The sequence below is a fragment of the Streptomyces sp. SudanB182_2057 genome, assembly GCF_964272715.1.
Taxonomy (GTDB): domain Bacteria; phylum Actinomycetota; class Actinomycetes; order Streptomycetales; family Streptomycetaceae; genus Streptomyces; species Streptomyces rubradiris.
In genome coordinates this window covers 4895211-4916817 of record NZ_OZ186798.1, presented here as the reverse complement: position 1 = coordinate 4916817, position 21607 = coordinate 4895211, and the positions used below count along the sequence as shown (strand labels likewise).

The window sequence follows — 21607 nt, the reverse complement described above, 5'->3', positions numbered from 1 at the left end:
CCCCTCTTCAGCGAGGTGGCTTCACCGCGATCGTGAACAGGCGGCGGAAGGGCAGGACCGTGCCGTAGGGGGCGGGCGGGTAGGCGGTGCGCAGCAGGGTGCGGTATTCGGCGAGGAACGCCTCGCGTGCCTCGGGATCGTCGGCGAGGGCCGTCAGGGCGGGGCGCAGCGCGGTGCCCTTCGCCCAGTCGAGCACCGGGTCCTCGCCCTGGAGGACGTGCTGGTAGGTGGTCTGCCACACGTCGGTCGCGCAGCCCAGGCGGGCGAGGCGGTCCAGGTAGAAGCCGGGGCTGTGCACGGAGTCGGTGGCGCGGACGGCGCCGGCGAGGCGGGTGCGCCAGCGGGGGCGGCGACGAGGCCGCGCAGCAGGGTGTGCAGCGGGGCGTCGAGGTTGTCGGGGACCTGGAAGGCGAGGGCGCCGCCGGGGGTGAGGGCGGCGGTCCAGTCGGCGAACCGGTCGGCGTGGCCGGGCACCCATTGCAGGGTGGCGCTGGAGACGATCAGGTCGTGGGGCTCCCCGGGCGTCCAGGTCCGTACGTCGGCGTGGGCGAAGTCGAGCCGGCCGCCGCCCGTCGTGGGGCCCTCGTGGTCGGTGCGGGCCCGGTCGAGCATCTCGGGGGAGTTGTCGTACCCGGTGATGCGGGCGGTGGGCCAGCGCCCGGCTAGCAGGGCGGTGACGTTGCCGGGGCCGCAGCCGAGGTCGGCGATTCGGGGGCGGTCGCGGGGCGGGTCCGCCAGGCGGGCGAGGAGGTCGGTGAAGGGGCGGGCGCGGTGGCCGGCGTGGCGGAGGTACCGGTCGGGGTCCCAGCTGGGTGTGGTCATGGGTCCACTGTCCCCCGCTTGTATCTCTACATCAAGAGGCTTGACATCAAGAGACTTCATGTCGACACAACCACTACACTGATCTCCATGGAGGACGAGGTCGATCGGCTGGTCGCAGCGTGGCGCCGGGAGCGCCCGGACCTCGACGTGGAGCCGCTGGAAGTGCTGAGCCGGGTGAGCCGACTCGCCCGGCACCTGGACCGCGCCCGCCGGCTCGCCTTCTCCGAGCACCAGCTGGAGCCCTGGGAGTTCGACGTGCTGACCGCGCTGCGGCGCGCGGGCACGCCGTACCAGCTCTCCCCCGGCCAGCTGCTGACGCAGACCCTGGTCACCTCGGGCACGATGACCAACCGAATCGACCGGCTGGCGAAGAAGGGCCTGGTGGAGCGGCTGCCCGACCCCAGCGACCGGCGCGGCGTGCTGGTCCGGCTGACCGACGAGGGCCGGGACCGCGCGGACCAGGCGCTGGCCGGGCTGCTGGAGCAGGAGCGGGCGATCCTCGCCGAGCTGTCCCGCGCCCAGCGCGCCGAACTGGCCGGGCTGCTACGCCAGCTGACCGCCCCGTTCGACAACATCCCCGGCTAGGTCCACCGGCCCCACCCCGGCCCGCCGGGCGAGCGCGACGGCCGCCAGCGTGGAGTGGACGCCCAGCTTGCCGAGGACGTTCTGCATATGGGTGCGGACGGTGTGCGGGGAGAGGAACAGCCGCTCGGCGACGGCCTTGCGGCCCAGCCCGGCGACCATGCAGCGCAGCACCTCCCGTTCCCTGGGGGTGAGGGACTCCACCAGCCGCTCGCTCTCGGTGCGGTGCCGGCGGGCCGCCGTCAGCTCTTTGAGCACCCCGGTGAGCAGCGCGGGCGGCAGGTGCGTCTCGTCGCGCAGCACGCCCCGTATCACCGTCAGCAGCCGGGACAGCGAACAGTCCTTGGCGACCCAGCCGGAGGCGCCGGCCTGGAGCGCGAGGGCCGCGCGGCGCGGGTCGTCCCTGTCGGCGAGGACGACGGACCGCACCGCGGGCTGGGCGGTGCGCACCCCGGCGACCAGGGAGATGCCGTCGACCAGGCCCTCCTCGTTGCCGTCCCGCACCGGTACCGCCGGGCGGGCGCCGGGCGGGGGGCCGCCGAGGTCGGCGTCGACCAGCAGCACGTCGTAGCGGCGGCCCTCGCCGGCCGCCCGCTCCAGGCAGCGCAGCGCGGCCGGGCCGCTGCCCGCGGCGAAGACGTCGACGTCCGGTTCGGCGGCCAGGGCGGCGGCCAGCGACTCGGCGAAGATGCGGTGGTCGTCGACGACCAGGACTCGGATACGAACCACGTAACCCCCTTCCCCGTGGCTCCGCGTGGAGCAGGGGATGTCCAAGGTCCGGAAAGCTCCGGAATGAGCCGGCTTCCGGGACGGGCCCGGAGAAGGTCCGGAGAACGACGACCGGCACGGGCACGACACCGGCGGACAGGGGCGACGCGCCGCGCGGCCGCCGCCGTCGCGGAGACTGCCACCCCCGACCGCGGGCGCCGTACCCGCGTGTCTCGCCCCCTGAGCGGCACCGGCCCCCACCGGTGCTGTTCCACAGAGTACGGATGCGGGCACGCAGCGGAAGGAGATTTGCAGAACTGACCCTCCGGCACGTTTATGGTGTGCCGCATGTTTCGTATCGAGACGGAAGTCGACAAGGCGCGACGCGATCTGCTCCGCTCACGCCTGCGGGACACCAACACGGCGGCGTCCCCGGTGCTGGCCGCGCTGCGCGGCACCCCCGGCGAACGCGAGGCCCCGCTGCACGTGTGGGGGCTGGACGCCGCCGGCGACCTGGCGGGCGGGCTGGTCGGCCACACCTGGACGACCTGGCTGCACGTCACCTACCTGTGGGTCGACACCCGGCACCGCGGCACCGGCCTCGGCGCCCGCCTGCTCGCCGAGGCGGAACGGCTGGCCGCCGCCCGCGGCTGCGCCGCCGCCCGCGTGGAGACCTGGGACTTCCAGGCCCCCGGCTTCTACCGCAGGCAGGGCTACGACGTGGTCTGCGTGATCCCCGACTACCCGCCGGGGATCACGGAGTACACCCTGACCAAACGCCTGGGCTGACGACGGGTCAGGCGAGCCGCCGGGCGCCCGCCGACGGGACCGCCTCGAAGACGCGGGGCGCGGTGAGGCCGGCCGCGGCGAAGGCCTCCTCGACGGACTTCGTCAGGGTGTCGACCTCCGTCGCCTCCGCCAGGACGATCGCCGAGCCGCCGAAGCCGCCGCCGGTCATCCGGGCGCCGAGGGCGCCGCCGGCCAGGGCGGTGTCCACCACCAGGTCCAGCTCCGGGCAGGAGATGCGGAAGTCGTCGCGCAGGGAGGCGTGGCCCTCGGTGAGGACCGGGCCGATGGCGCGGGGGTCGCCGGCCCGCAGCAGCGCCACCGTGCGTTCGACGCGCTCGTTCTCCGTCACGATGTGGCGGACCAGGGGGACGACCTCCTCCTCGTCGCCGAGGCGGGCGAGGGCCGCGTCCAGGCCGTCGTAGGGGATGTCGCGCAGGGCGTCGACGCCGAGCAGGGCCGCGCCCTTCTCGCAGCCGGCCCGGCGCTTGCCGTACTCGCCGCCGCTGTGCGCGTGCTTGACCTGGGTGTCCACCACCAGCAGCCGCAGGCCCGCGGCCGCGAGGTCGAAGGGGATCTGCCGCTGGGACAGGTCGCGGGTGTCCAGGAACAGCGCGTGGCCGGCCTCGCAGCAGGCCGACGCCGTCTGGTCCATGATGCCGGTGGGCACGCCGACGTAGACGTTCTCGGCGCGCTGGCACAGCCGGGCCAGCCGCCAGGGCTTCAGGCCCAGGCCGTACAGGTCGTCGAGGGCGAGCGCGATCACGACCTCGAGGGCGGCGGAGGAGGACAGGCCCGCGCCGGTCGGGACCGTGGACGCCAGGTGGACGTCGGCACCGGTGATCCCGTGGCCCGCCTCGCGCAGCGCCCAGACCACACCCGCCGGGTAGGCCGTCCAGTCGTGGTCGCCGCCGGGGGCGAGGTCGTCCAGGCGCAGCTCGGTGATCCCGCCCTCGATGTCCGCCGAGTGCAGGCGCAGCACGCCGTCGGTGCGGCGGGAGACCGCCGCGACCGCCTGGTGCGGCAGGGCGAACGGCATGACGAAGCCGTCGTTGTAGTCGGTGTGCTCGCCGATCAGGTTGACCCGGCCCGGCGCCGCCCAGACGCCCTCGGGCCGTGCCCCGTACAGCTCGGCGAAGCGGTCCGCGACCTGCTGTGCCCCCACTAGTGCTCCCTCGTGATGCTCTGCGCGAACTCCCACGCGTCCGCGACGATGCCCGCGAGGTCCGCGCGGGACGGGTTCCAGCCCAGCTTCTCGCGGGCGGTGTCCGCGGACGCGACCAGGACCGCCGGGTCGCCGCCGCGGCGCTCCGCGGTCACCTCCGGGATCGGGTGGCCGGTGACCTCGCGGACGGTCTCGATGACCTCGCGCACGGAGAAGCCGTTGCCGTTGCCGAGGTTGCAGATCAGGTGCTCGCCGGGGGCGGCGGCGCCCAGGGCCAGCAGGTGGGCCTCGGCCAGGTCCGCCACGTGGATGTAGTCGCGGACGCAGGTGCCGTCGGGGGTCGGGTAGTCGTCGCCGTAGACCGAGATGGCCTCGCGGCGGCCCTGGGCGACCTGGAGGACCAGCGGGATCAGGTGCGACTCGGGGTCGTGGCGCTCGCCGTACGCGCCGTAGGCGCCGGCCACGTTGAAGTAGCGCAGGGAGACCGCGGCCAGGCCGTGGGCGTGCGCCTCGCCGGTGATCATGTGGTCGACGGCGAGCTTGGAGGCGCCGTAGGGGCTGGTGGGCCGCGTCGGGGCGGTCTCCCGGATGGGGGTCTGCTCGGGCTCGCCGTAGGTCGCCGCGGTGGAGGAGAACACCAGCTTGCGCACGCCGGCCTCGCGCATCGCGGCGAGCAGCGCCATGCTGCCGCCGACGTTGTTGTCCCAGTACTTCTCCGGCTTCACCACCGACTCGCCGACCTGCGAGAACGCCGCGAAGTGCAGCACGCCGTCGAAGGACGGGTCGAGCCACTTGGCCGCGTCGCGGATGTCGCCCTCGACGAAGTCGGCCCCGGCGGGCACGCCGGCGCGGAAGCCGGTGGAGAGGTTGTCGAGGACGGTGACCTCGTGCCCGGCCTCCAGCAGGTGCTGGGCCACGACGCTGCCGACATATCCGGCGCCACCCGTCACCAGGTACTTCATGAACTCGCTACCTCTCGCAGTCGCTCGGCCGCGCGCTCCGGCGGCACGTCGTTGATGAACACGCTCATGCCGGACTCGGAACCCGCGAGAAACTTCAGTTTGCCGGAAGTGCGGCGGATGGTGAAAAGCTCGAGGTGGAGCGCGAAGTCGTCGCGCGTCACGCCGTCGAACTCCTCCAGCGTCCCGAACGGGGCCTGGTGCCAGGCCGCGATGTACGGCGTCGGAGGCTCGCCCGCGGAGCTTTCCCCTCCGTCCCGCCCATCGAAGATCCGGTCGAACCGCTTCAAGAGTTCCAGATACACCTGGGGGAACTCTGTGCGGGCCGCCTCGTCCAGCGCGAGCAGATCGGGCACCCGGCGCCTGGGGTACAGGTGGACCTCGTACGGCCAGTGGGCCGCGTACGGCACGAAGGCCACCCAGTGTTCACCCTCCAGGACGACCCGTTCGTCGGCCAGTTCGCGTTCCAGGACCGCGTCGAAGAGGTTCTCCCCGCCGGTGGCCTCCTTGTGGGCGGCGAGCGAGCGGAGCATCAGCGCGGTGCGCGGGGTGGTGAAGGGGTAGGCGTAGATCTGCCCGTGCGGGTGGCCCAGGGTCACGCCGATCTCGGCGCCGCGGTTCTCGAAGCAGAACACCTGCTCGACGGAGGGCAGCTGGGACAGCTCGGCGGTGCGGTCCGTCCACGCGTCCAGCACCAGGCGGGCCTGCTCGGGGGTGAGGTCGGCGAAGGAGGCGTCGTGGTCGGAGGTGAAGCAGACGACCTCGCAGCGGCCGGAGTCGCCGGCGAGGGAGGGGAAGCGGTTCTCGAAGACCACGACGTCGTACGAGGAGTCCGGGATCTCGCTGAGCCGGTCGCCGCGCGTGGGGCACAGGGGGCACTCGTCGGCCGGCGGGTGGTAGGTGCGGCCCTGGCGGTGCGAGGCGACGGCGACGGCGTCACCGAGCAGCGGGTCGCGGCGGACCTCGGACGTGGTGACCGTACGGTCCAGGGGGCGCCGGTCGGCCGCGTCGCGCACGGTGTCGTCCCGAAGGTCGTAGTAGATCAGCTCACGACCGTCGGCAAGCCGGGTCGGGGTCTTCTTCACGCCGGACTCCTCCACGTCCCCACTCCATCACTCAACACAATCAAACATAACAGAGCACAACCCGACACCCCCGTGCTCGATCACAATCAAACAAAGAACACCAGTCACAGTGTTCAAATACCGAACACGGCGGCGTAGGTTCCGCTTGGATCAGTTCGCGCAACGAAGCGAGTTCTCATGCAAACCCCCCCATACGCCCCCACCCACCTGGCGGCGGAGCTACGGCTCCCCACCAACTGGCTGGACTACACGATCCTGGCGATCTACTTCGTCGTCGTCCTCGGCATCGGCCTCGCCGCCCGCCGTTCCGTCAAGACCAGCCTCGACTTCTTCCTCTCCGGACGCTCGCTGCCCGCCTGGATCACCGGCCTCGCCTTCATCTCGGCGAACCTGGCGGCCACCGAGATCCTGGGCATGGCGGCCAACAGCGCCCAGTACGGCGCCTACACCGTCCACTGGTACTGGATCGGCGCCATCCCCGCCATGGTCTTCCTCGGCCTGGTGATGATGCCCTTCTACTACGGCAGCAAGGTCCGCTCGGTCCCCGAGTTCCTGCTGCTGCGCTTCGACAAGGCCGCCCACCTGCTCAGTTCGGCGCTCTTCGCGTTCGCCGCGGTCCTCATCGCGGGCGTCAACCTCTACGCCCTCGCGATCGTCGTCGAGGCCCTGCTCGGCTGGCCGCAGTGGGTCGCCATCGTCGTCGCCGGCGCCTTCGTGCTCGCGTACATCACCCTGGGCGGTCTGTCCTCGGCGATCTACAACGAGGTGCTCCAGTTCTTCGTGATCCTCGCCGCGCTCATCCCCATCACCGTGCTCGGCCTGAAGAAGGCCGGCGGCTGGGACGGCCTGACCGACAAGCTCACCGCGCGACACGGCGCCGACTTCACCACCGCCTGGGGCGGCACCGGCATCGGGGAGGCCAACCCGCTCGGCGCCAACTGGCTCACCATCGTCCTCGGCCTCGGCTTCGTGCTCTCCTTCGGCTACTGGACCACCAACTTCGCCGAGGTGCAGCGCGCCCTGTCCGCGAAGAACCTCTCCGCCGGGCAGCGGACCCCGCTCATCGCCGCCTTCCCGAAGATCTTCATCGTCTTCCTGGTGATGATCCCGGGCCTGGCCGCCGCCGCGCTGGTGCCGAACATCGGCAGCAAGGAGTCGGGGCTCCAGTACAACGACGCCATCCCCTACCTGATGCAGGAGCTGCTGCCCAACGGCGTGCTCGGCATCGCCGTCACCGGTCTGCTGGCGGCCTTCATGGCGGGCATGGCGGCGAACGTGTCGTCGTTCAACACGGTGTTCACCACCGACATCTGGGCGAAGTACGTGGTGCGGGACCGCGAGGACGAGTACTACGTGCGGTTCGGCCGGCTGATCACCGTGATCGGCGTCTGCGCCTCCATCGGCACGGCGTTCCTGGCGTCCTCGTTCTCGAACATCATGAGCTACCTGCAGACGCTGTTCTCCTTCTTCAACGTGCCGATGTTCGTCGTCTTCATCATCGGCATGTTCTGGAAGCGGGCGTCCGTCAAGTCCGGCTTCTGGGGCCTGCTCGCCGGCACCACCGCGGCGATGATCAACTACTTCGTCTTCTACAAGAAGGGCGTCATCTCCATCCCCTCCGACCAGGGCGCCAACTTCGTCTCCGCGATCGCGGGGTTCGTCGCCGGCGCGGTCGTGATGATCGCGGTGTCCCTGTTCACCAAGCCGAAGCCGGTGGAGGAGCTCCAGGGCCTGGTCTACGGCACCCGGTCCCCGGGCATGTCCGAGCCGCCCGCCGAGGGCGACGACGCGTGGTACCGCAAGCCGGCCCTGCTGGGCTGGGGCGCTGTCGTCCTGGCCGCCGCCTGCTACATCCCGTTCTCGTTCTGACGCGGGAGGATCGAGGAGATCATGACCGAGCACCCTGAGCACCGTCCGCCGCACCCCACCGAGCACGACGTCCAGCGGGAGGTCTCCGAGCTGGAGACCAAGTCCGCGACGGCGGCCCGCATCTTCGATCTGCGCCGCGTCATCGGCGGGCTGTTCGTGGTCTACGGCGTCATCGTCACCATCACCGGGATCACCGACTCCCAGGCCGCGATCGACAAGGCCGAGGGCGTCAACATCAACCTGTGGACCGGGATCGGCATGCTGCTGCTGGGCGTCTTCTTCCTGGCGTGGCTGAAGCTCCGTCCCACGGTGCTGCCGCCGCAGGACGAGCGGAGGGAGTAGCGCGCCCTTCCACGACGCCTAGGCCGGGCCCGTCTTCCCGCGCGGCCCGGCCCGTTCCAGCAGGCCCGTGCGGGCGGCCAGGGCCGCCGCCTCCAGGCGGGAGCCGACGCCCAGTTTCATCAGGACCCGCTGGACGTGGGTGCGGGCCGTGCTGGGGGCGATGCCCATGCCCGCCGCGATCAGGCGGGTGTCCTCGCCGTCGGCCACCCGGACCAGGACCTCCACCTCGCGCGGCGTCAGCATCTCCAGCAGCCGCTGGGCCTCGTCATCGGGCTGCGCGGCCGGGTTCAGCAGCTCGCCGAAGGCGCCCTGGAGCAGCTGCGGGGCGACGGCCGCCTCCCCGGCGCGGGCCTTCATCATGGCCCGCTCGACGCCCTCGATCCGCTCGTCGTGCCGTACGTACCCCGACGCGCCCGCCGCGAAGGCCGCCGCGATGCCGCGCGGCGACGGCACCGGGCCGAGCACCACCACCGCCACCTGCGGACGCTCCCGCTTGATCTTGACCACCGGGTCGAAGGCGCCCGGCTCGGCCGGTGCCGCCGTGCCCAGCAGGCACACCTCGGGTGCCCGGGCGATCACCAGGTCCGCCGCGCCCGCGGCCGGTGCCGCCGCGGCGACCACCCGGTGCCCGCGCAGCTTGAGCGCCGACGCCAGCGCCTCCGCGAGCAGGCGATGGTCGTCGACGACCACGAGCCGCACTCCCATTGAGCAACCCCCCAGTCCCCCCGGCACCCCCGCGCTTCATGCCCCCGGAAGCTACACGCTTGTTCGACGTCGCGCTGCCCCTCCAGAAGAGAAGTGCCCCGGATCGATGAAATCCGGGGCACCACTGGGCAGTTCACTCCTTCGGGCGAGTCCGGCGACGGCGCCGGCGGCCGGTCAGCCGTCCGTGCCGAACGCCATCACCAGGTACTCCTCGTCGTACGTCCGGTTGCGCTTGTGGGCGAACCGGGCCGACATGTACAGGCGGCCCTTGCCGAAGAGCACCTCGGCGTACTCGGGCAGCAGGCTGGTCTCCGCCGTGTGCACGCTGCGCTCGGCGGGGTTCTCCAGCAGCTTGGTCGCCTTGAAGGTGCCGCCGTCGATGCTGAGGACCTGGCCGCCCTTGTTGTACGGCGGCGCGTTGTAGGCCAGCAGGTTGCCGCCGTCCATGCGCAGCGGGGAGAGCGTGTAGCCGTCGCCGGCCTCGGCGCGCTGCCCGGTCGGCTTGCCGGTGCGCAGGTCGAAGGCGACGATCTCGTTCGTCCTGCTGTACTCGGCCCGGCCGTCGTGCGACTCGGTCATCAGGTACAGCCTGCCGTTGCCGGCGACGACCTGGGTGCAGCCCTCGACGCGGGTGATGCCGTCGCAGCGGCCCCCGTAGGTGTCGCTGGGCGCGGGGATCCGGGCGAGCAGGCCGCCGGTCCTGTCGTCGATGGAGAAGTAGTCCGAGACACCGCTGCCGTCGCCCGCGGCGTCGCCGACGTCGGCGGCGACCACGAGGGGGTCGGTGGAGACGACGGACGCGTACTCGACGCCGTCGGGCATCTCGTACTCGGAGATCACCTTGCCGGACTTCGGGTCGATGTTCTGGATGTGCAGCTTCCGGTTGTCGTACGCGCCGCACTTGCGCACCGCGACCAGCCGGGCGCCACCGCCGTACCCAGCGTCGGAGCAGGAGTCGCCCGCCTTGGGCTGCCACAGCGCCTTGCCGGAGTCGATGTCGAACGCGGCACCGCCGTCGGAGCTGCCGACCGCGACCGTGTGCTGGGCGACCGTCACATTCTGGAAGGTGACCGGGTAGTCACCGGATTTGATCGTCTTCGTCCACAGCCGCTTGCCCGCGGCGAGGTCGATCGCGGCGACCTGGCTGCACCCCGCCGAGGAGTCCTTCGGGGGCATCTTCGGCTGGAAGGTGACCGCCGTCCGGCCGTCGTCGTTCACGTGGCCGCTGGCCGCGCAGATCGGTCCGGGCAGCTTGAGCTTCCACAGTTCGCCGCCCCGGACCGGGTCGTAGCCGGTGATCTCCGCGATGCCGCTCTTGGCGTACACCGTGTCGGTCAGCCAGGAGCCGGAGGTGACGACCGTGTCGTCCGTCGTGGGCAGCGGCACCTTGAACAGCACCTCGGCGGCCGGGTCGGCCGGCACCTTCTCCTTGCCGCCACCGCCGCCCCCGCTCGCGGAGCCGCCGGAGCCGCCGCTCGCGGAGCCGCTCTGACCTGCGGAGGAGACGGGGTCGTGGGAGGGGCCGTCGTCCCCGGCGGAACCGGCGTACCAGATGCCGCCGCCGACGATCAGCGCGATGGCGGCGACCGCCGCCACCACGATGAACAGGGTGGTGTTCCGCCGGCCGCCGCCCGGCACCGGCCCGGGCGCCATCGGCGCGGCCGGCGGCTGCCCCGGACCCGGGTAGCCGTAGCCCGGCGGCGTGCCCGGCGTGCCCGGCACGGGCTGGGCGGGCTGGGCGTAGGGGTTGTGCGGCTGGGGGGCGTAGCCGGCGGGCGGCGGGGCGCCGTACGCCGGGGGCCGGGCCGGCGGGGCCGGCGGCTGCTGGGCGTACGGGCCCGGCCGCGCGCCGGGCGGGCCGTAGCCGGGCCCCGGCGGGGGCGGCGGGTAGCCGTATCCCGGCTGCGGGGGCTGCGGCGGATATCCGTATCCCGGCTGCGGGGGCTGGTGCGGCGGGGGCGGGGGCGGCTGGGTCATGGCGGCGGGTACCTCGGTGACGCTCTGCGGGCGGACGGCGAGAAGGGGACGCGGGAGGACGGGAGCCGACGCCCGGCTCAGTCGCCGAAGGCCATGATCAGCTTCTCCTTGGAGTCGTCGTCGCCGGACACCCGGCCCGTGGAGATGAACAGCCGCCCGCCGGTCCAGTCCACGACCCCGTCGTAGAAGGCGTTCTCGGCACCGGCGGCGCCCCGCGGGTTGCGCAGCAGCGCGGTCGTGCCGTGGGTGGACCCGGCCGTCGGCACCGACACCACCTGGCCGCCGCTGTCGTACGACGGCCGCACATACGCGACGAGCTTGCCGCCCTCGGTCTTCACCGGGTACATCGGCCGGTCGCCCGGGGACTTCACCCGCCACTTCTCCTTGCCGTCGGCGAGGCCGACGGCCACGATCTCGTTGGCGCTGACGGTGGCGTCGGTGGGCAGGTAGAGCGTGTCGCCGTCGACCGCGACGCCCTGGCAGCCCTGGAGTTCGCGCTGGAGGACCGCCCAGCCGCAGCGGGGGGCGAACTTCTCGTCCACCGCGACCTGCGAACGGACCTTGCCGTCCGCGGTGATGGCCGAGATGTTCCAGGTCTTCTTCTCGCGGTTGGTCAGATACACCACGAGCGGGTCGACCGAGTAGGTGCGGCTGACCTCCCAGCCCTTCTTGAGCTTCTGCGTCCAGCGCACCGTGCCGTTCGCCGGGTCCAGCTCCTGGATCTCCTCGTGCTCGTCGGAGCCGCCGACGCCGCAGGAGGACACCTGGATCAGCCGGTCGGTACCGCCCGCGTAGGCGGCCGGGAAGCAGGCCGCGCCGTACCGCTTCTTGTCGTACAGCTTCTTGCCGCTGTCGATGTCGTACGCCGTGCCCGACTGCGAACGGCCCACCATCAGCGTCTTTCCGCTGACCGTCAGCTCGACGGTGAGGGCGCTGTCGAACAGGCCGCCGTCGGCGACCTCGCCGCTCCAGCCCTTCTCGCCGGTGCGCAGGTCGAGCTGCTGGAGCTGGTTGCACTTGGCGCGCTCGCCGGCGCCGCTCATGTAGGCCACGACGATCTTGTCGTCGGCCGACTTGTGCGGGGTGACCGCGCAGATCTTCTGCGGCAAGGAGACCGGTCCCCAGGCGGTGCGGCCGTCCGCGGCGTCGAAGGCGAAGACCTGCTTGTAGGCCGCCTTCACCGCGGTGTCGCCGGTGATCCACATGCCGGGCGCGTCGGCGCCGGACGCGGGGGCGTCGGGGGGCGACGCGTACCAGAGGACCTTGGCCTCGCCGGGGCCGCGTCCGTCGTTGAGGTGGTCCGGGTCCGCGCCGCCGGAGGCCGTGGGCGAGGCGGTGCCGGTGGGCCCGGGGCCGTCGCTGCCGTGGGCGACGGGCTTCTCGCCGCCGCCCTTGTCGTCGCCGCCCGAGGTGACCGCGAACACCGTGCCGCCGATGACGAGCAGCGCGGCGACCGCGGACCCGACGACCAGTGCCGTCTTCTTCCTGCCCGGCCCGCCGGACGGGGCCCCGGGCATGCCGGGCGCGGTTCCGGGCATGCCCGGGTACGGCGGCTGCGGCGGCTGTCCGTAACCGGGCTGCGGGGCGCCGTACGGGCCCGGCTGCTGCGGCGCCTGCTGCGGGTACCCGTACGGGCCCGGCTGCGGCTGTCCGTAGGGGCCCGGGGCGTTGCCGTACGGACCCGGCTGCGGGTAGCCGTAGCCGGGCTGGGGCTGCGGGGGCGCGGCAGGGGGCTGGGGCGCGCCGAAGCCGCCCTGCGCCGGAGGGGTCTGCGGGGGCGGAGGGGCGCCGAAACCGCCCTGGGCGGGCGGGGGGTGGGGCGCGCCGAAACCACCAGGCTGCGGCGGCCGGCCCTGCGGTGCTTCCTGCGGTGCTCCGAATCCGCCCTGCGGCGGCTGGTCGGGCGGCTGGGTCATCAGCGCTCTTCCCCCTCGTTCACTGATTTCTAGCCACGCCCCGAAGCACACGACGGTCGCCTCTGGGCCGTTGATCAGATGGTTTTCAGACGGCTCTTTCTATCACCCGGCGGTGACAGCGCAGGGGGCCTCGCCTCCCCGGTTCCCAAGGGAGGACCGGCCCGTGACGCCGTCGTTACGCGTCTTCACGCCCCCTTCACCCGGCACACGCGCCCCCTTCGCGCGCCGGGTCGAGGGTCAGGCGTCCTCGGCCAGTTCCAGCCAGCGCAGCTCCAGTTCCTCCCGCTCCCCGGCGAGATCCCGCAGCTGGGCGTCCAGTTCGGCCACCTTCGCGAAGTCGGTGGCGTTCTCGGCGATCTGCGCGTGCAGCTTCGTCTCCTTCTCGGAGATCTTGTCCAACTGGCGCTCGATCTTCTGGAGTTCCTTCTTCGCCGCGCGCTGGTCGGCGGCGCTCTTCTCCGCCGTGACCGGCTTGGGCGCCGCGGCGGCGGCACGCTCGGCGACCGCCTCCTCCATGCTCCGGCGCCGCTCCAGGTACTCGTCGATGCCGCGCGGCAGCATGCGCAGGGTGCCGTCGCCGAGCAGCGCGAACACCCGGTCCGTCGTCCGCTCCACGAAGAACCGGTCGTGGGAGATGACGATCATCGAGCCGGGCCAGCCGTCGAGGACGTCCTCCAGCTGGGTCAGGGTCTCGATGTCGAGGTCGTTGGTGGGCTCGTCCAGGAAGAGGACGTTGGGCTCGTCCATGAGCAGCCGCAGCAGCTGGAGCCGCCGCCGCTCGCCGCCGGAGAGGTCCCCGACCGGCGTCCACTGCTTCTCCTTGCCGAAGCCGAACGTCTCGCACAGCTGCCCGGCCGTCATCTCGCGCCCCTTGCCGAGGTCGACGCGCTCCCGGACCCGCTGCACGGCCTCCAGCACCCGCCAGGTGGGGTCGAGTTCGGCGACCTCCTGGGAGAGGTAGGCCAGCTTGACCGTCCTGCCGACGGCGATCCGGCCGCCGGCGGGCTGCTCCTCGCCGTCGGTACGGGCGGCGGCGGCCATGGCGCGCAGCAGCGAGGTCTTCCCGGCGCCGTTGACGCCGACCAGGCCGATCCGGTCGCCCGGCCCGAGCTGCCAGGTGACGTGCTTGAGCAGCACCTTCGGCCCGGCCTGGAGGGTGATGTCCTCCAGGTCGAAGACCGTCTTCCCGAGCCGAGAGGAGGCGAACTTCATCAGCTCACTGCTGTCCCGGGGCGGCGGAACGTCCGCGATCAACTCGTTGGCGGCCTCCACCCGGAAGCGCGGCTTGGAGGTCCGCGCGGGCGCGCCGCGCCGCAGCCAGGCCAGCTCCTTGCGGACCAGGTTCTGCCGCTTCGTCTCCTCGGTGGCGGCGATGCGCTCGCGCTCGGCGCGCGCGAAGACGTAGTCCGAGTAGCCGCCCTCGTACTCGTACACGTCACCGCGCTGCACGTCCCACATGCGGGTGCAGACCTGGTCCAGGAACCAGCGGTCGTGGGTGACGCACACCAGCGCCGAGCGCCGGTTGCGCAGGTGCTCGGCGAGCCAGGCGATGCCCTCGACGTCGAGGTGGTTGGTGGGCTCGTCCAGGACGATCAGGTCCTGTTCCTCGATGAGCAGCTTGGCCAGCGCGATCCGGCGCCGCTCACCGCCGGAGAGCGGTCCGATGACGGTGTCCAGCCCCTTGGGGAAGCCCGGCAGGTCCAGCCCGCCGAACAGTCCGGTCAGCACGTCCCTGACCTTGGCGTTGCCGGCCCACTCGTGGTCGGCCATGTCGCCGATCACCTCGTGGCGGACGGTGGCGGCGGGGTCGAGGGAGTCGTGCTGGGTGAGCACGCCGAGCCGCAGCCCGCCGGAGTGCGTGACCCTTCCGGTGTCGGCCTCCTCCAGCTTGGCGAGCATCCGGATGAGGGTGGTCTTCCCGTCGCCGTTGCGTCCGACGACTCCGATCCGGTCCCCTTCCGACACGCCGAGCGAGACGCCGTCCAGCAGGGCACGGGTGCCGTAGACCTTGCTGACGTTCTCGACATTGACCAGGTTGACGGCCATTTCACTCCTGTGCGCGGGGCGGTATCGACATGCGGCTCCACCGTGTGGGTCAGCCTTCTAGCGTAGGGCTTCGGGGGTGAGGGGCGGGGCGCGAGGGGGTTGTCACTCTTTGTGATGACGTGATCGGGAATCGGCCGCTACGGTGGAGGGCAGGCAGCAGGATCCCGTCCATGGGAGGAACCATGACCGCCGAGTCCGTAGAGCATCGCGTCCAGTGGCCGGTGCCGCCGCAGGACGGCTACACCGTGGACGACCTGTTCACGCTGCCGGATCTCCCGCCGCACACCGAGCTGATCGACGGGAGCCTGGTTTTTGTGAGTCCTCAGCGCCGCTTCCACTATCGCGTGATCAACTTGTTGTTCGACGGCCTGAGCAGCTCCCTCGGCCCGGAGTTCAGCGTCGAACGGGAGATGACCGTCGTCCTCGACCATCGCAACGCCCCCGAACCCGATATCAGCGTGGTTCGATCCGATGCGGTCACGGGGCTGGATCAGACCAAGTTTCATGCCGAGGACGTCCTGCTCGCTGTGGAAGTCGTCTCCCCCGACTCCGAATCCCGCGACCGTACGACCAAGCCTCAGAAGTACGCCGCCGCGGGGATCGCCAACTACTGGCGCGTCGAGGAGGACGGAATCACCGGCGGGCCGGTCATCCACGTCTACGAGCTCGACTCACTCACCCAGTCTTACGTGCACACGGGAATGCACCGCGAACGGATCAAGGTCGACAAGCCCTCCTCCATCGACATCGACCTCACCGTAATCAACAAGCGGCCCTGAGGCATCAGAGAACCGTCGCCCCCGCCACCGGCCCCGCCGCCACCCGTACCGCCCCGCACGTCCCCGACATCCGCAGGGCCTCGGCCACCTTCTTCGCCGCCTCGGCGTCCCGGGCGAGGAACGCCGTCGTAGGGCCGGACCCGGAGACCAGCGCGGCCAGTGCTCCCGCGCCGCGCCCCGCCGCCAGCGTGTCCGCCAGCTCCGGGAAGAGGGACAGGGCCGCCGGCTGAAGATCGTTGGAGACGGCTGCCGCCAGCGCGTCCACGTCGCCCTTCGCCAGCGCCGCCAGCAGATCCTCCGACGCCACCGGCTCCGGGATCCCGCGGCCCTCGGCCAGCCGGTCGAACTCGCGGAACACCGCCGGGGTGGACAGCCCGCGCCCGGCCATCGCGAACACCCAGTGGAAGGTGCCGCCGACCTCCAGGGCGGTCAGCCGCTCACCGCGCCCGACCCCGAGCGCCGCCCCGCCGACCAGGCTGAACGGCACGTCGCTGCCCAGCTCCGCGCAGATCTCCAGGAGCTCCTCGCGCGAGGCGCCCGTGCCCCACAGCGTGTCGCAGGCGAGCAGCGCGCCCGCGCCGTCCGCGCTGCCGCCCGCCATGCCGCCGGCGACGGGGATGTCCTTGGCGATGTGGAGGTGCACGTTCGGCTCGATGCCCCGGCGCCCGGCGAGGGCGATCGCCGCGCGCGCGGCGAGATTGGTGCGGTCCAGGGGGACCTGGCCGGCGTCCGGGCCGTCGCAGGTGATCCGGAGTTCCGCCGCCGGGGTCACCGTCACCTCGTCGTAGAGGCCGACGGCGAGGAAGACGTTGGCCAGGTCGTGGAACCCGTCGGGGCGGGCGGCGCCCACCGCGAGCTGGACGTTGACCTTGGCCGGGACGCGTACCGTGACGCTCACTCGCCGCTCTCCTTGTGTTCCGCGATCCGCGCGAACTCCTCGACCGTCAGCGACTCCCCGCGCGCCTGCGGCGAGACCCCGGCCGCGACCAGGGCCGCCTCGGCCGCCGCCGCGGAGCCGGCCCACCCGGCGAGCGCGGCCCGCAGGGTCTTGCGGCGCTGCGCGAACGCCGCGTCGACCACCGCGAAGACCTCCCGCTTGGTGGCGGACGTCTTGATCGGCTCGGTCCGCCGGACCAGGGACACCAGTCCGCTGTCGACGTTCGGCGCCGGCCAGAACACGTTCCGGCCGATGGCCCCGGCCCGCTTCACCTCGGCGTACCAGTTGGCCTTCACGGACGGCACGCCGTACACCTTGTTCCCGGGCGCGGCGGCGAGCCGGTCGGCGACCTCGGACTGCACCATCACCAGCGTCCGCTCGATGCTCGGGAAGGTGTCGAGCATGTGCAGCAGCACCGGCACGGCCACGTTGTACGGCAGGTTCGCCACCAGGGCCGTCGGCGCGGGGCCGGGCAGCTCGGTGACGTGCATCGCGTCGGAGTGGACCAGCGCGAACCGGTCGGCGCGCTCGGGCATGCGCGCGGCGATGGTCGCGGGGAGGGCGCCGGCGAGCACGTCGTCGATCTCGACGGCGGTGACCCGGTCGGCGACCTCCAGCAGCGCGAGGGTGAGCGAGCCGAGCCCGGGGCCGACCTCCACCACCACGTCGTCGGGGCGGACCTCGGCGGTGCGGACGATCCGGCGGACGGTGTTGGCGTCGATCACGAAGTTCTGGCCGCGCTGCTTGGTGGGGCGGACACCGAGCGCTGCCGCGAGCTCACGGATGTCGGCGGGGCCGAGGAGGGCGTCGGGGATGGGGCTGGTCACGGGACAAGGGTACGGGGGTGCGGGGGGCCGGGGTGCCGCGGGAGGCGGGAGCGGCGGGCCGGGGGACTAGCGAGGCAGGCGGGAGTTCGACGACAGGGCCTAGCCCCGCAGCCTCGCGCCGCAGTGCGGCCACGGGCTTGCCCCTCGCTGTACGTACAGCTTCTTCGCGCGGTACGTCTGTTCCGCCGGGGAGGCGTCCTGGGGGCGGCCCTTGCCGCCGAGGCTGTGCCAGGTGCGGGCGTCGAACTGGTAGAGGCCGCCGTAGGTGCCCGAGGGATCGACGGCGTCCGGGCGGGCGCCGGACTCGCAGACGGCGAGGGCGTGCCAGTTCAGGTGGTCGGCGTCGTGCACGGAGGCGGGCCGGGGCCGGGTGCCGACCTTCACCACCTGGGTGCGGGGCGCGCGCACCAGCTCGGTGCTCTCCGGGCGCGGGCGCTGCCGGACCCCGTTGACGGAACGGACGTAGTACACGGTGCGGCGCAGCCCGGGCCGGCCGGGCTGGGTGACGACCTCGGTACCCTGCAAGAGCGCGGGGTCGGCGATCCGTACGGACGGGAACGGGATCGGCTCCTCGTGGACCTCCCGCCGGCCGGTCACCCGCAGCACGGTCACGGTCTGTCCGTCGCGCGGGAAACTGTCCCCCGGGACGGAGAGGGTGTCCTGGCCGCGCAGGGTGATCCCGGCCGCCTCGACGGCCTCCCGGACGGTGGCCGCGTTGGTGCGGACGGTCCGGGTCCGGCCGTCCGCCATGACGGTGACGGCCCGCTCGGTGCGCACGTCGAGCGCGAGCCCGGCGCGTGAGATGCGCCGGGAGCGGGAGGCCGACAGATAGGCGCCCTCGGCGCGCACCCCCAGCTGGTCCAGCGCGCCGGCCACGGTGTGCGCCGTCGTCCACACCTGCTGCCGGCGGCCGTCCAGGGTGAGCCGTACGGGGCGGCCGTAGCGCACCGCGACCTCGTCGCCGCTGGTGAGTTCGGTGCCGGGGTCGGGCGCGACCATGTCGTGCTCCCCCACCCGTACGCCCTCCTCGGCGAGCAGCTCGCCCACGTCGTCGGCGAAGGTGTGCAGGGTGCGCCGGTTGCCGTCGACGCTCAGTTCGATCGCCTTGTCCTTGGCGACGAAGGCGCCGGTGCCGCCCGCGAGGAAGGCCACGACGAGCGCCTGCGGCAGCAGGCGGCGCACGGCGGATTCCGGGCGGTCGCCGCCGCGGGCCGCGCGCCGGCGCGCGGCCCGCCCGTCCGGCTCCCCGCCGTCGCCGTCCGCCCGGAGGCCCGGGTGCTCCACCGGGAGGTCCGCGGAGCCGTGTCCGCCGTGCTCGCGTGCCGCCTCCCCCGGCGCCGCGCCCGCGCCCTGCCGGGGCAGCACCGGCTCGCCCGCCCGCGCGTGCGCCACCGGCTCCGCGTCGTACCGGCCCGGCGGCACGCCGCCGGGCACGCCGGGCGGTGCGGCGCCGGGGCCGTACGCCTCATACGTCTCGTACTGCGACTTGCTCACGGCCGACACGCTCCAGGGGGCCAGAGGGGTCCGGATCGGGCCCCCAGAACCTAGCGGAGCGGCGGTCACTCTCCAAAGCGGCACGACTACGCACGGTCGCCACGGGTGGGCGACCGGCGGCGGGCGGTGACCGTCAGTAGTCGAAGGCGCGGGCGGTGTTCGCGGCCAGGGCCGTCGCCAGCGTGTCCTCGTCGGTGCCGCGCACGGCGGCCATCGCGCGGACCGTGACCGGAACGAGATACGGCGCGTTCGGCCGTCCGCGGTACGGCGCCGGGGTGAGGAACGGCGCGTCGGTCTCCACCAGGACCAGTTCCAGCGGGGCGACGGCGAGGGCGTCCCGGAGGTTCTGGGCGTTCTTGAAGGTGACGTTGCCGGCGAAGGACATGAAGTAGCCCTCGCGGGCGCAGATCCCGGCCATCTCGGCGTCGCCGGAGTAGCAGTGGAAGACGGTGCGCTCGGGGGCGCCCTCCTCCTTCAGGATCCGCAGCACGTCGGCGTGGGCGTCGCGGTCGTGGATGACGAGCGCCTTGCCGTGCCGCTTGGCGATCTCGATGTGGGCCCGGAAGGAGCGCTCCTGGGCGGCCTTGCCCTCGGGGCCGGTGCGGAAGTAGTCCAGGCCCGTCTCGCCGACGCCCTTGACGTGCGGCAGCGCGGCCAGCCGGTCGATCTCGGCGAGGGCCTCGTCCAGCGCCGCGTCCCCGCCCGCCGCCCGCGCCCCCTGCCGGGACCAGCCGTCGGGGTCGCCGTGGACGATGCGCGGCGCCTCGTTGGGGTGCAGGGCGACGGCCGCGTGGACGCTGTCGTACGCTGCGGCGGTCTCGGCCGCCCACCGCGAGCCCTTGATGTCGCAGCCGACCTGGACGACCGTCGTGACGCCCACCGAGGCGGCCTTCGCCAGGCCCTCCTCGACCGTGCCGGACTGCATGTCGAGGTGGGTGTGGGAGTCGGCGACGGGCACCCGCAGCGGCACCGGGAGCGGCGGCGCGGCGTTCTTGTCGTGCTTGTCGTCGCCCTGGGAGCTGTGGCCGGCGTTCGAAGGCATGCCCCGATCCTACGAAAGGGGCATGCCCCGGCCGTCCGCCGCGGCATGCCCCGGCCGTCCGCCGCTCCGCTCAGCCGGCCTTGCGGTGGAACGGGTGCAGCAGGCCGGACAGGTGCCAGTGGTGCGGCCGTCCGGCCCGCCCCGGCACCTCGGCCGGGCCCGCCGCCGGCACCCGTGGCACCTCGACCGGGCCCGCCGCGGGCACCCGGTGGGGCGGACCGTCGGCCGCCGCGCGCACGGAGGCCACCTGGCCCGCGCGCATGATCCGTACGAGGTGGCCGTCGCAGTACTGGCAGACCGGCCGGCTCAGCGGTGACGGCACCACCCGGCCGTCTGCCAGGTACCGCACGACCTGCTCCCCCTCGGCGTTCGTGCGGTGCTCGACCGCGTACGACTGCTCCCAGCCATACCCGCAGCGCATGCAGGCGAAGGCGTACGACGCTATGTCACTCATGTACCGGCTCCCTGTCGGACGGGTGCGTCCTCGCCTCCAGTGGACGCCCCGGCCGGCGCGCGCGCATCCGGCCTGCCGACTGTTGGCCCTCATTTGGCCCCGGCTTGCCCGAACGAGCCGTCTGGGGCGACTGGGCTTTGCCGACGAGGGCGGCTCTTTACCGGCGGATGGGGAGCCGAGGCCCACGGCCCTGCCCGGCGGACCGGTCGTCACCCACCGGCCCGCTTGGCGGCGACGACGGCGTCGAAGACCACCCGCTTGGGCAGACCCGCCTCCACCGCCACCGCCGCGATCGCCTCCTTGCGGCGCTCCCCGGCCTCCTCCCGGACCCGGACCCGGCGCACCAGTTCCTCCGCGTCCAGTTCCTCCGGCCCGGTCTCCGGCGCCCCCTCGACCACGACGGTGATCTCCCCGCGCACGCCCTCCGCGGCCCACCGCGCCAGCTCGGCCAGCGGGCCGCGCCGCACCTCCTCGTACGTCTTGGTCAGCTCGCGGCAGACGGCGGCCCGCCGGTCCGCGCCGAAGACCTCGGCCATCGCGGCGAGGGTGTCGTCGAGCCGGTGCGGGGCCTCGAAGTAGACGAGGGTGCGCCGCTCGGCCGCCACCTCGCGCAGCCGGGACAGCCGCTCGCCGGCCTTGCGCGGCAGGAAGCCCTCGAAGCAGAACCGGTCCACGGGCAGCCCGGACAGGGCGAGCGCGGTGAGCACGGCGGACGGGCCGGGCACGGCGGTGACCCGGACGTCCCGCTCCACGGCGGCGGCGACCAGCCGGTAGCCGGGGTCGGAGACGGACGGCATGCCCGCGTCGGTCACCAGCAGCACGCGCGCCCCGCCGAGCAGTTCGTCGACCAGCTCGGGGGTGCGGGCGGACTCGTTGCCCTCGAAGTAGGAGACCACGCGGCCCTTGGGGGTGACGCCCAGCGCCTGGGTGAGCCGGCGCAGCCGCCGGGTGTCCTCGGCGGCGACCACGTCGGCCGCGGCCAGCTCCTCGGCCAGCCGGGGCGGCGCGTCCGCGATGTCGCCGATGGGGGTACCTGCCAGGACAAGGGTTCCAGTCACGCCCCCATCCTCCCAGGGCCCGCGCCGGGGAGGGAAAACGCGCGCCCGGCGACC

19 protein-coding genes and 1 pseudogene are annotated in these 21607 nt (G+C 73.0%); 5 read left to right on the top strand and 15 right to left on the bottom strand.

Annotation, left to right across the window (positions count from 1 at the left end; all coding sequences use genetic code 11):
* Positions 1-7: 7 nt before the first annotated feature.
* Positions 8-822: pseudogene (locus ACSURM_RS21685) on the bottom strand (trans-aconitate 2-methyltransferase).
* An 87-nt stretch (positions 823-909) separates the two neighbouring features.
* On the opposite strand from ACSURM_RS21685, the gene tamR reads away from it, so the two are divergent.
* Positions 910-1407 (top strand): MarR family transcriptional regulator TamR, encoded by a 498-nt coding sequence (tamR, locus tag ACSURM_RS21680; protein ID WP_030616064.1) that lies wholly within the window; start codon positions 910-912, stop codon positions 1405-1407.
* On the opposite strand, the gene ACSURM_RS21675 is transcribed toward tamR, so the two are convergent.
* Complete coding sequence (locus ACSURM_RS21675; RefSeq protein ID WP_436957213.1) at positions 1366-2133, bottom strand: LuxR C-terminal-related transcriptional regulator; 768 nt, start codon at positions 2131-2133, stop codon at positions 1366-1368. The genes tamR and ACSURM_RS21675 overlap by 42 nt on opposite strands.
* A 315-nt stretch (positions 2134-2448) precedes the next feature.
* On the opposite strand from ACSURM_RS21675, the gene ACSURM_RS21670 reads away from it, so the two are divergent.
* Positions 2449-2901: a GNAT family N-acetyltransferase gene (locus ACSURM_RS21670; protein WP_436957211.1), complete on the top strand. Its 453-nt coding sequence runs from the start codon at positions 2449-2451 to the stop codon at positions 2899-2901.
* A gap of 7 nt (positions 2902-2908) precedes the next feature.
* Here the strand turns inward: ACSURM_RS21670 and galK are convergent, their stop codons facing one another.
* From galK to galT, 3 genes are read right to left on the bottom strand one after another with little or no spacing between them, the layout of a single operon-like run.
* Positions 2909-4063, bottom strand: coding sequence for a galactokinase (gene galK / locus ACSURM_RS21665; protein WP_436957210.1), 1155 nt, complete (start codon positions 4061-4063; stop codon positions 2909-2911).
* Entirely contained in the window at positions 4063-5025 is a 963-nt protein-coding gene (galE, locus tag ACSURM_RS21660; protein ID WP_436957208.1) for a UDP-glucose 4-epimerase GalE, read from the bottom strand. Before galE ends, galK begins: the two co-directional genes overlap by 1 nt.
* Entirely contained in the window at positions 5022-6107 is a 1086-nt protein-coding gene (gene galT / locus ACSURM_RS21655; RefSeq protein WP_436957206.1) for a galactose-1-phosphate uridylyltransferase, read from the bottom strand. The genes galE and galT overlap by 4 nt, the downstream gene beginning before the upstream one ends.
* Positions 6108-6284: 177 nt before the next feature.
* Between galT and ACSURM_RS21650 the strand changes: the two genes are divergently transcribed.
* Both ACSURM_RS21650 and ACSURM_RS21645 read left to right on the top strand, forming a co-directional pair.
* Positions 6285-7976 (top strand): sodium:solute symporter family protein, encoded by a 1692-nt coding sequence (locus tag ACSURM_RS21650; RefSeq protein WP_436957204.1) that lies wholly within the window; start codon positions 6285-6287, stop codon positions 7974-7976.
* A gap of 21 nt (positions 7977-7997) precedes the next feature.
* On the top strand, positions 7998-8318 hold the full coding sequence (locus ACSURM_RS21645; RefSeq protein WP_436957203.1) for a hypothetical protein: 321 nt from the start codon (positions 7998-8000) through the stop codon (positions 8316-8318).
* 18 nt (positions 8319-8336) lie between these two features.
* Here ACSURM_RS21645 and ACSURM_RS21640 read toward each other — a convergent pair whose 3' ends face one another.
* The 4 genes from ACSURM_RS21640 to ACSURM_RS21625 all read right to left on the bottom strand — a co-directional run bounded on the left by ACSURM_RS21640 (position 8337) and on the right by ACSURM_RS21625 (position 14962).
* The gene (locus ACSURM_RS21640; RefSeq protein ID WP_436957201.1) at positions 8337-9023 is read right to left on the bottom strand and encodes a helix-turn-helix transcriptional regulator; all 687 of its coding nucleotides are present in this window, start codon (positions 9021-9023) and stop codon (positions 8337-8339) included.
* A 174-nt stretch (positions 9024-9197) separates the two neighbouring features.
* Complete coding sequence (locus tag ACSURM_RS21635; protein ID WP_436957199.1) at positions 9198-11000, bottom strand: outer membrane protein assembly factor BamB family protein; 1803 nt, start codon at positions 10998-11000, stop codon at positions 9198-9200.
* A gap of 77 nt (positions 11001-11077) precedes the next feature.
* The gene (locus tag ACSURM_RS21630) at positions 11078-12916 is read right to left on the bottom strand and encodes an outer membrane protein assembly factor BamB family protein (protein WP_436957197.1); all 1839 of its coding nucleotides are present in this window, start codon (positions 12914-12916) and stop codon (positions 11078-11080) included.
* A gap of 237 nt (positions 12917-13153) precedes the next feature.
* Complete coding sequence (locus ACSURM_RS21625; RefSeq protein WP_436957195.1) at positions 13154-14962, bottom strand: ABC-F family ATP-binding cassette domain-containing protein; 1809 nt, start codon at positions 14960-14962, stop codon at positions 13154-13156.
* A 182-nt stretch (positions 14963-15144) separates the two neighbouring features.
* Here ACSURM_RS21625 and ACSURM_RS21620 point away from each other — a divergent pair, with 182 nt between their 5' ends.
* The gene (locus ACSURM_RS21620; protein ID WP_436957193.1) at positions 15145-15741 is read left to right on the top strand and encodes a Uma2 family endonuclease; all 597 of its coding nucleotides are present in this window, start codon (positions 15145-15147) and stop codon (positions 15739-15741) included.
* 4 nt (positions 15742-15745) lie between these two features.
* On the opposite strand, the gene ACSURM_RS21615 is transcribed toward ACSURM_RS21620, so the two are convergent.
* From ACSURM_RS21615 to rsmI, 6 genes are all read right to left on the bottom strand, one after another.
* On the bottom strand, positions 15746-16639 hold the full coding sequence (locus tag ACSURM_RS21615; RefSeq protein ID WP_436957191.1) for a 4-(cytidine 5'-diphospho)-2-C-methyl-D-erythritol kinase: 894 nt from the start codon (positions 16637-16639) through the stop codon (positions 15746-15748).
* The gene (rsmA, locus tag ACSURM_RS21610) at positions 16636-17505 is read right to left on the bottom strand and encodes a 16S rRNA (adenine(1518)-N(6)/adenine(1519)-N(6))-dimethyltransferase RsmA (protein WP_436957189.1); all 870 of its coding nucleotides are present in this window, start codon (positions 17503-17505) and stop codon (positions 16636-16638) included. Before rsmA ends, ACSURM_RS21615 begins: the two co-directional genes overlap by 4 nt.
* A 99-nt stretch (positions 17506-17604) precedes the next feature.
* Complete coding sequence (locus tag ACSURM_RS21605; RefSeq protein ID WP_436957188.1) at positions 17605-18999, bottom strand: ubiquitin-like domain-containing protein; 1395 nt, start codon at positions 18997-18999, stop codon at positions 17605-17607.
* Positions 19000-19132: 133 nt separating this feature from the next.
* The gene (locus tag ACSURM_RS21600) at positions 19133-20041 is read right to left on the bottom strand and encodes a TatD family hydrolase (protein WP_436957186.1); all 909 of its coding nucleotides are present in this window, start codon (positions 20039-20041) and stop codon (positions 19133-19135) included.
* Positions 20042-20111: 70 nt separating this feature from the next.
* Entirely contained in the window at positions 20112-20495 is a 384-nt protein-coding gene (locus ACSURM_RS21595; RefSeq protein ID WP_436957185.1) for a hypothetical protein, read from the bottom strand.
* 209 nt (positions 20496-20704) lie between these two features.
* On the bottom strand, positions 20705-21553 hold the full coding sequence (rsmI, locus tag ACSURM_RS21590; protein WP_436957183.1) for a 16S rRNA (cytidine(1402)-2'-O)-methyltransferase: 849 nt from the start codon (positions 21551-21553) through the stop codon (positions 20705-20707).
* Between the last annotated feature and the right edge of the window lie 54 nt (positions 21554-21607).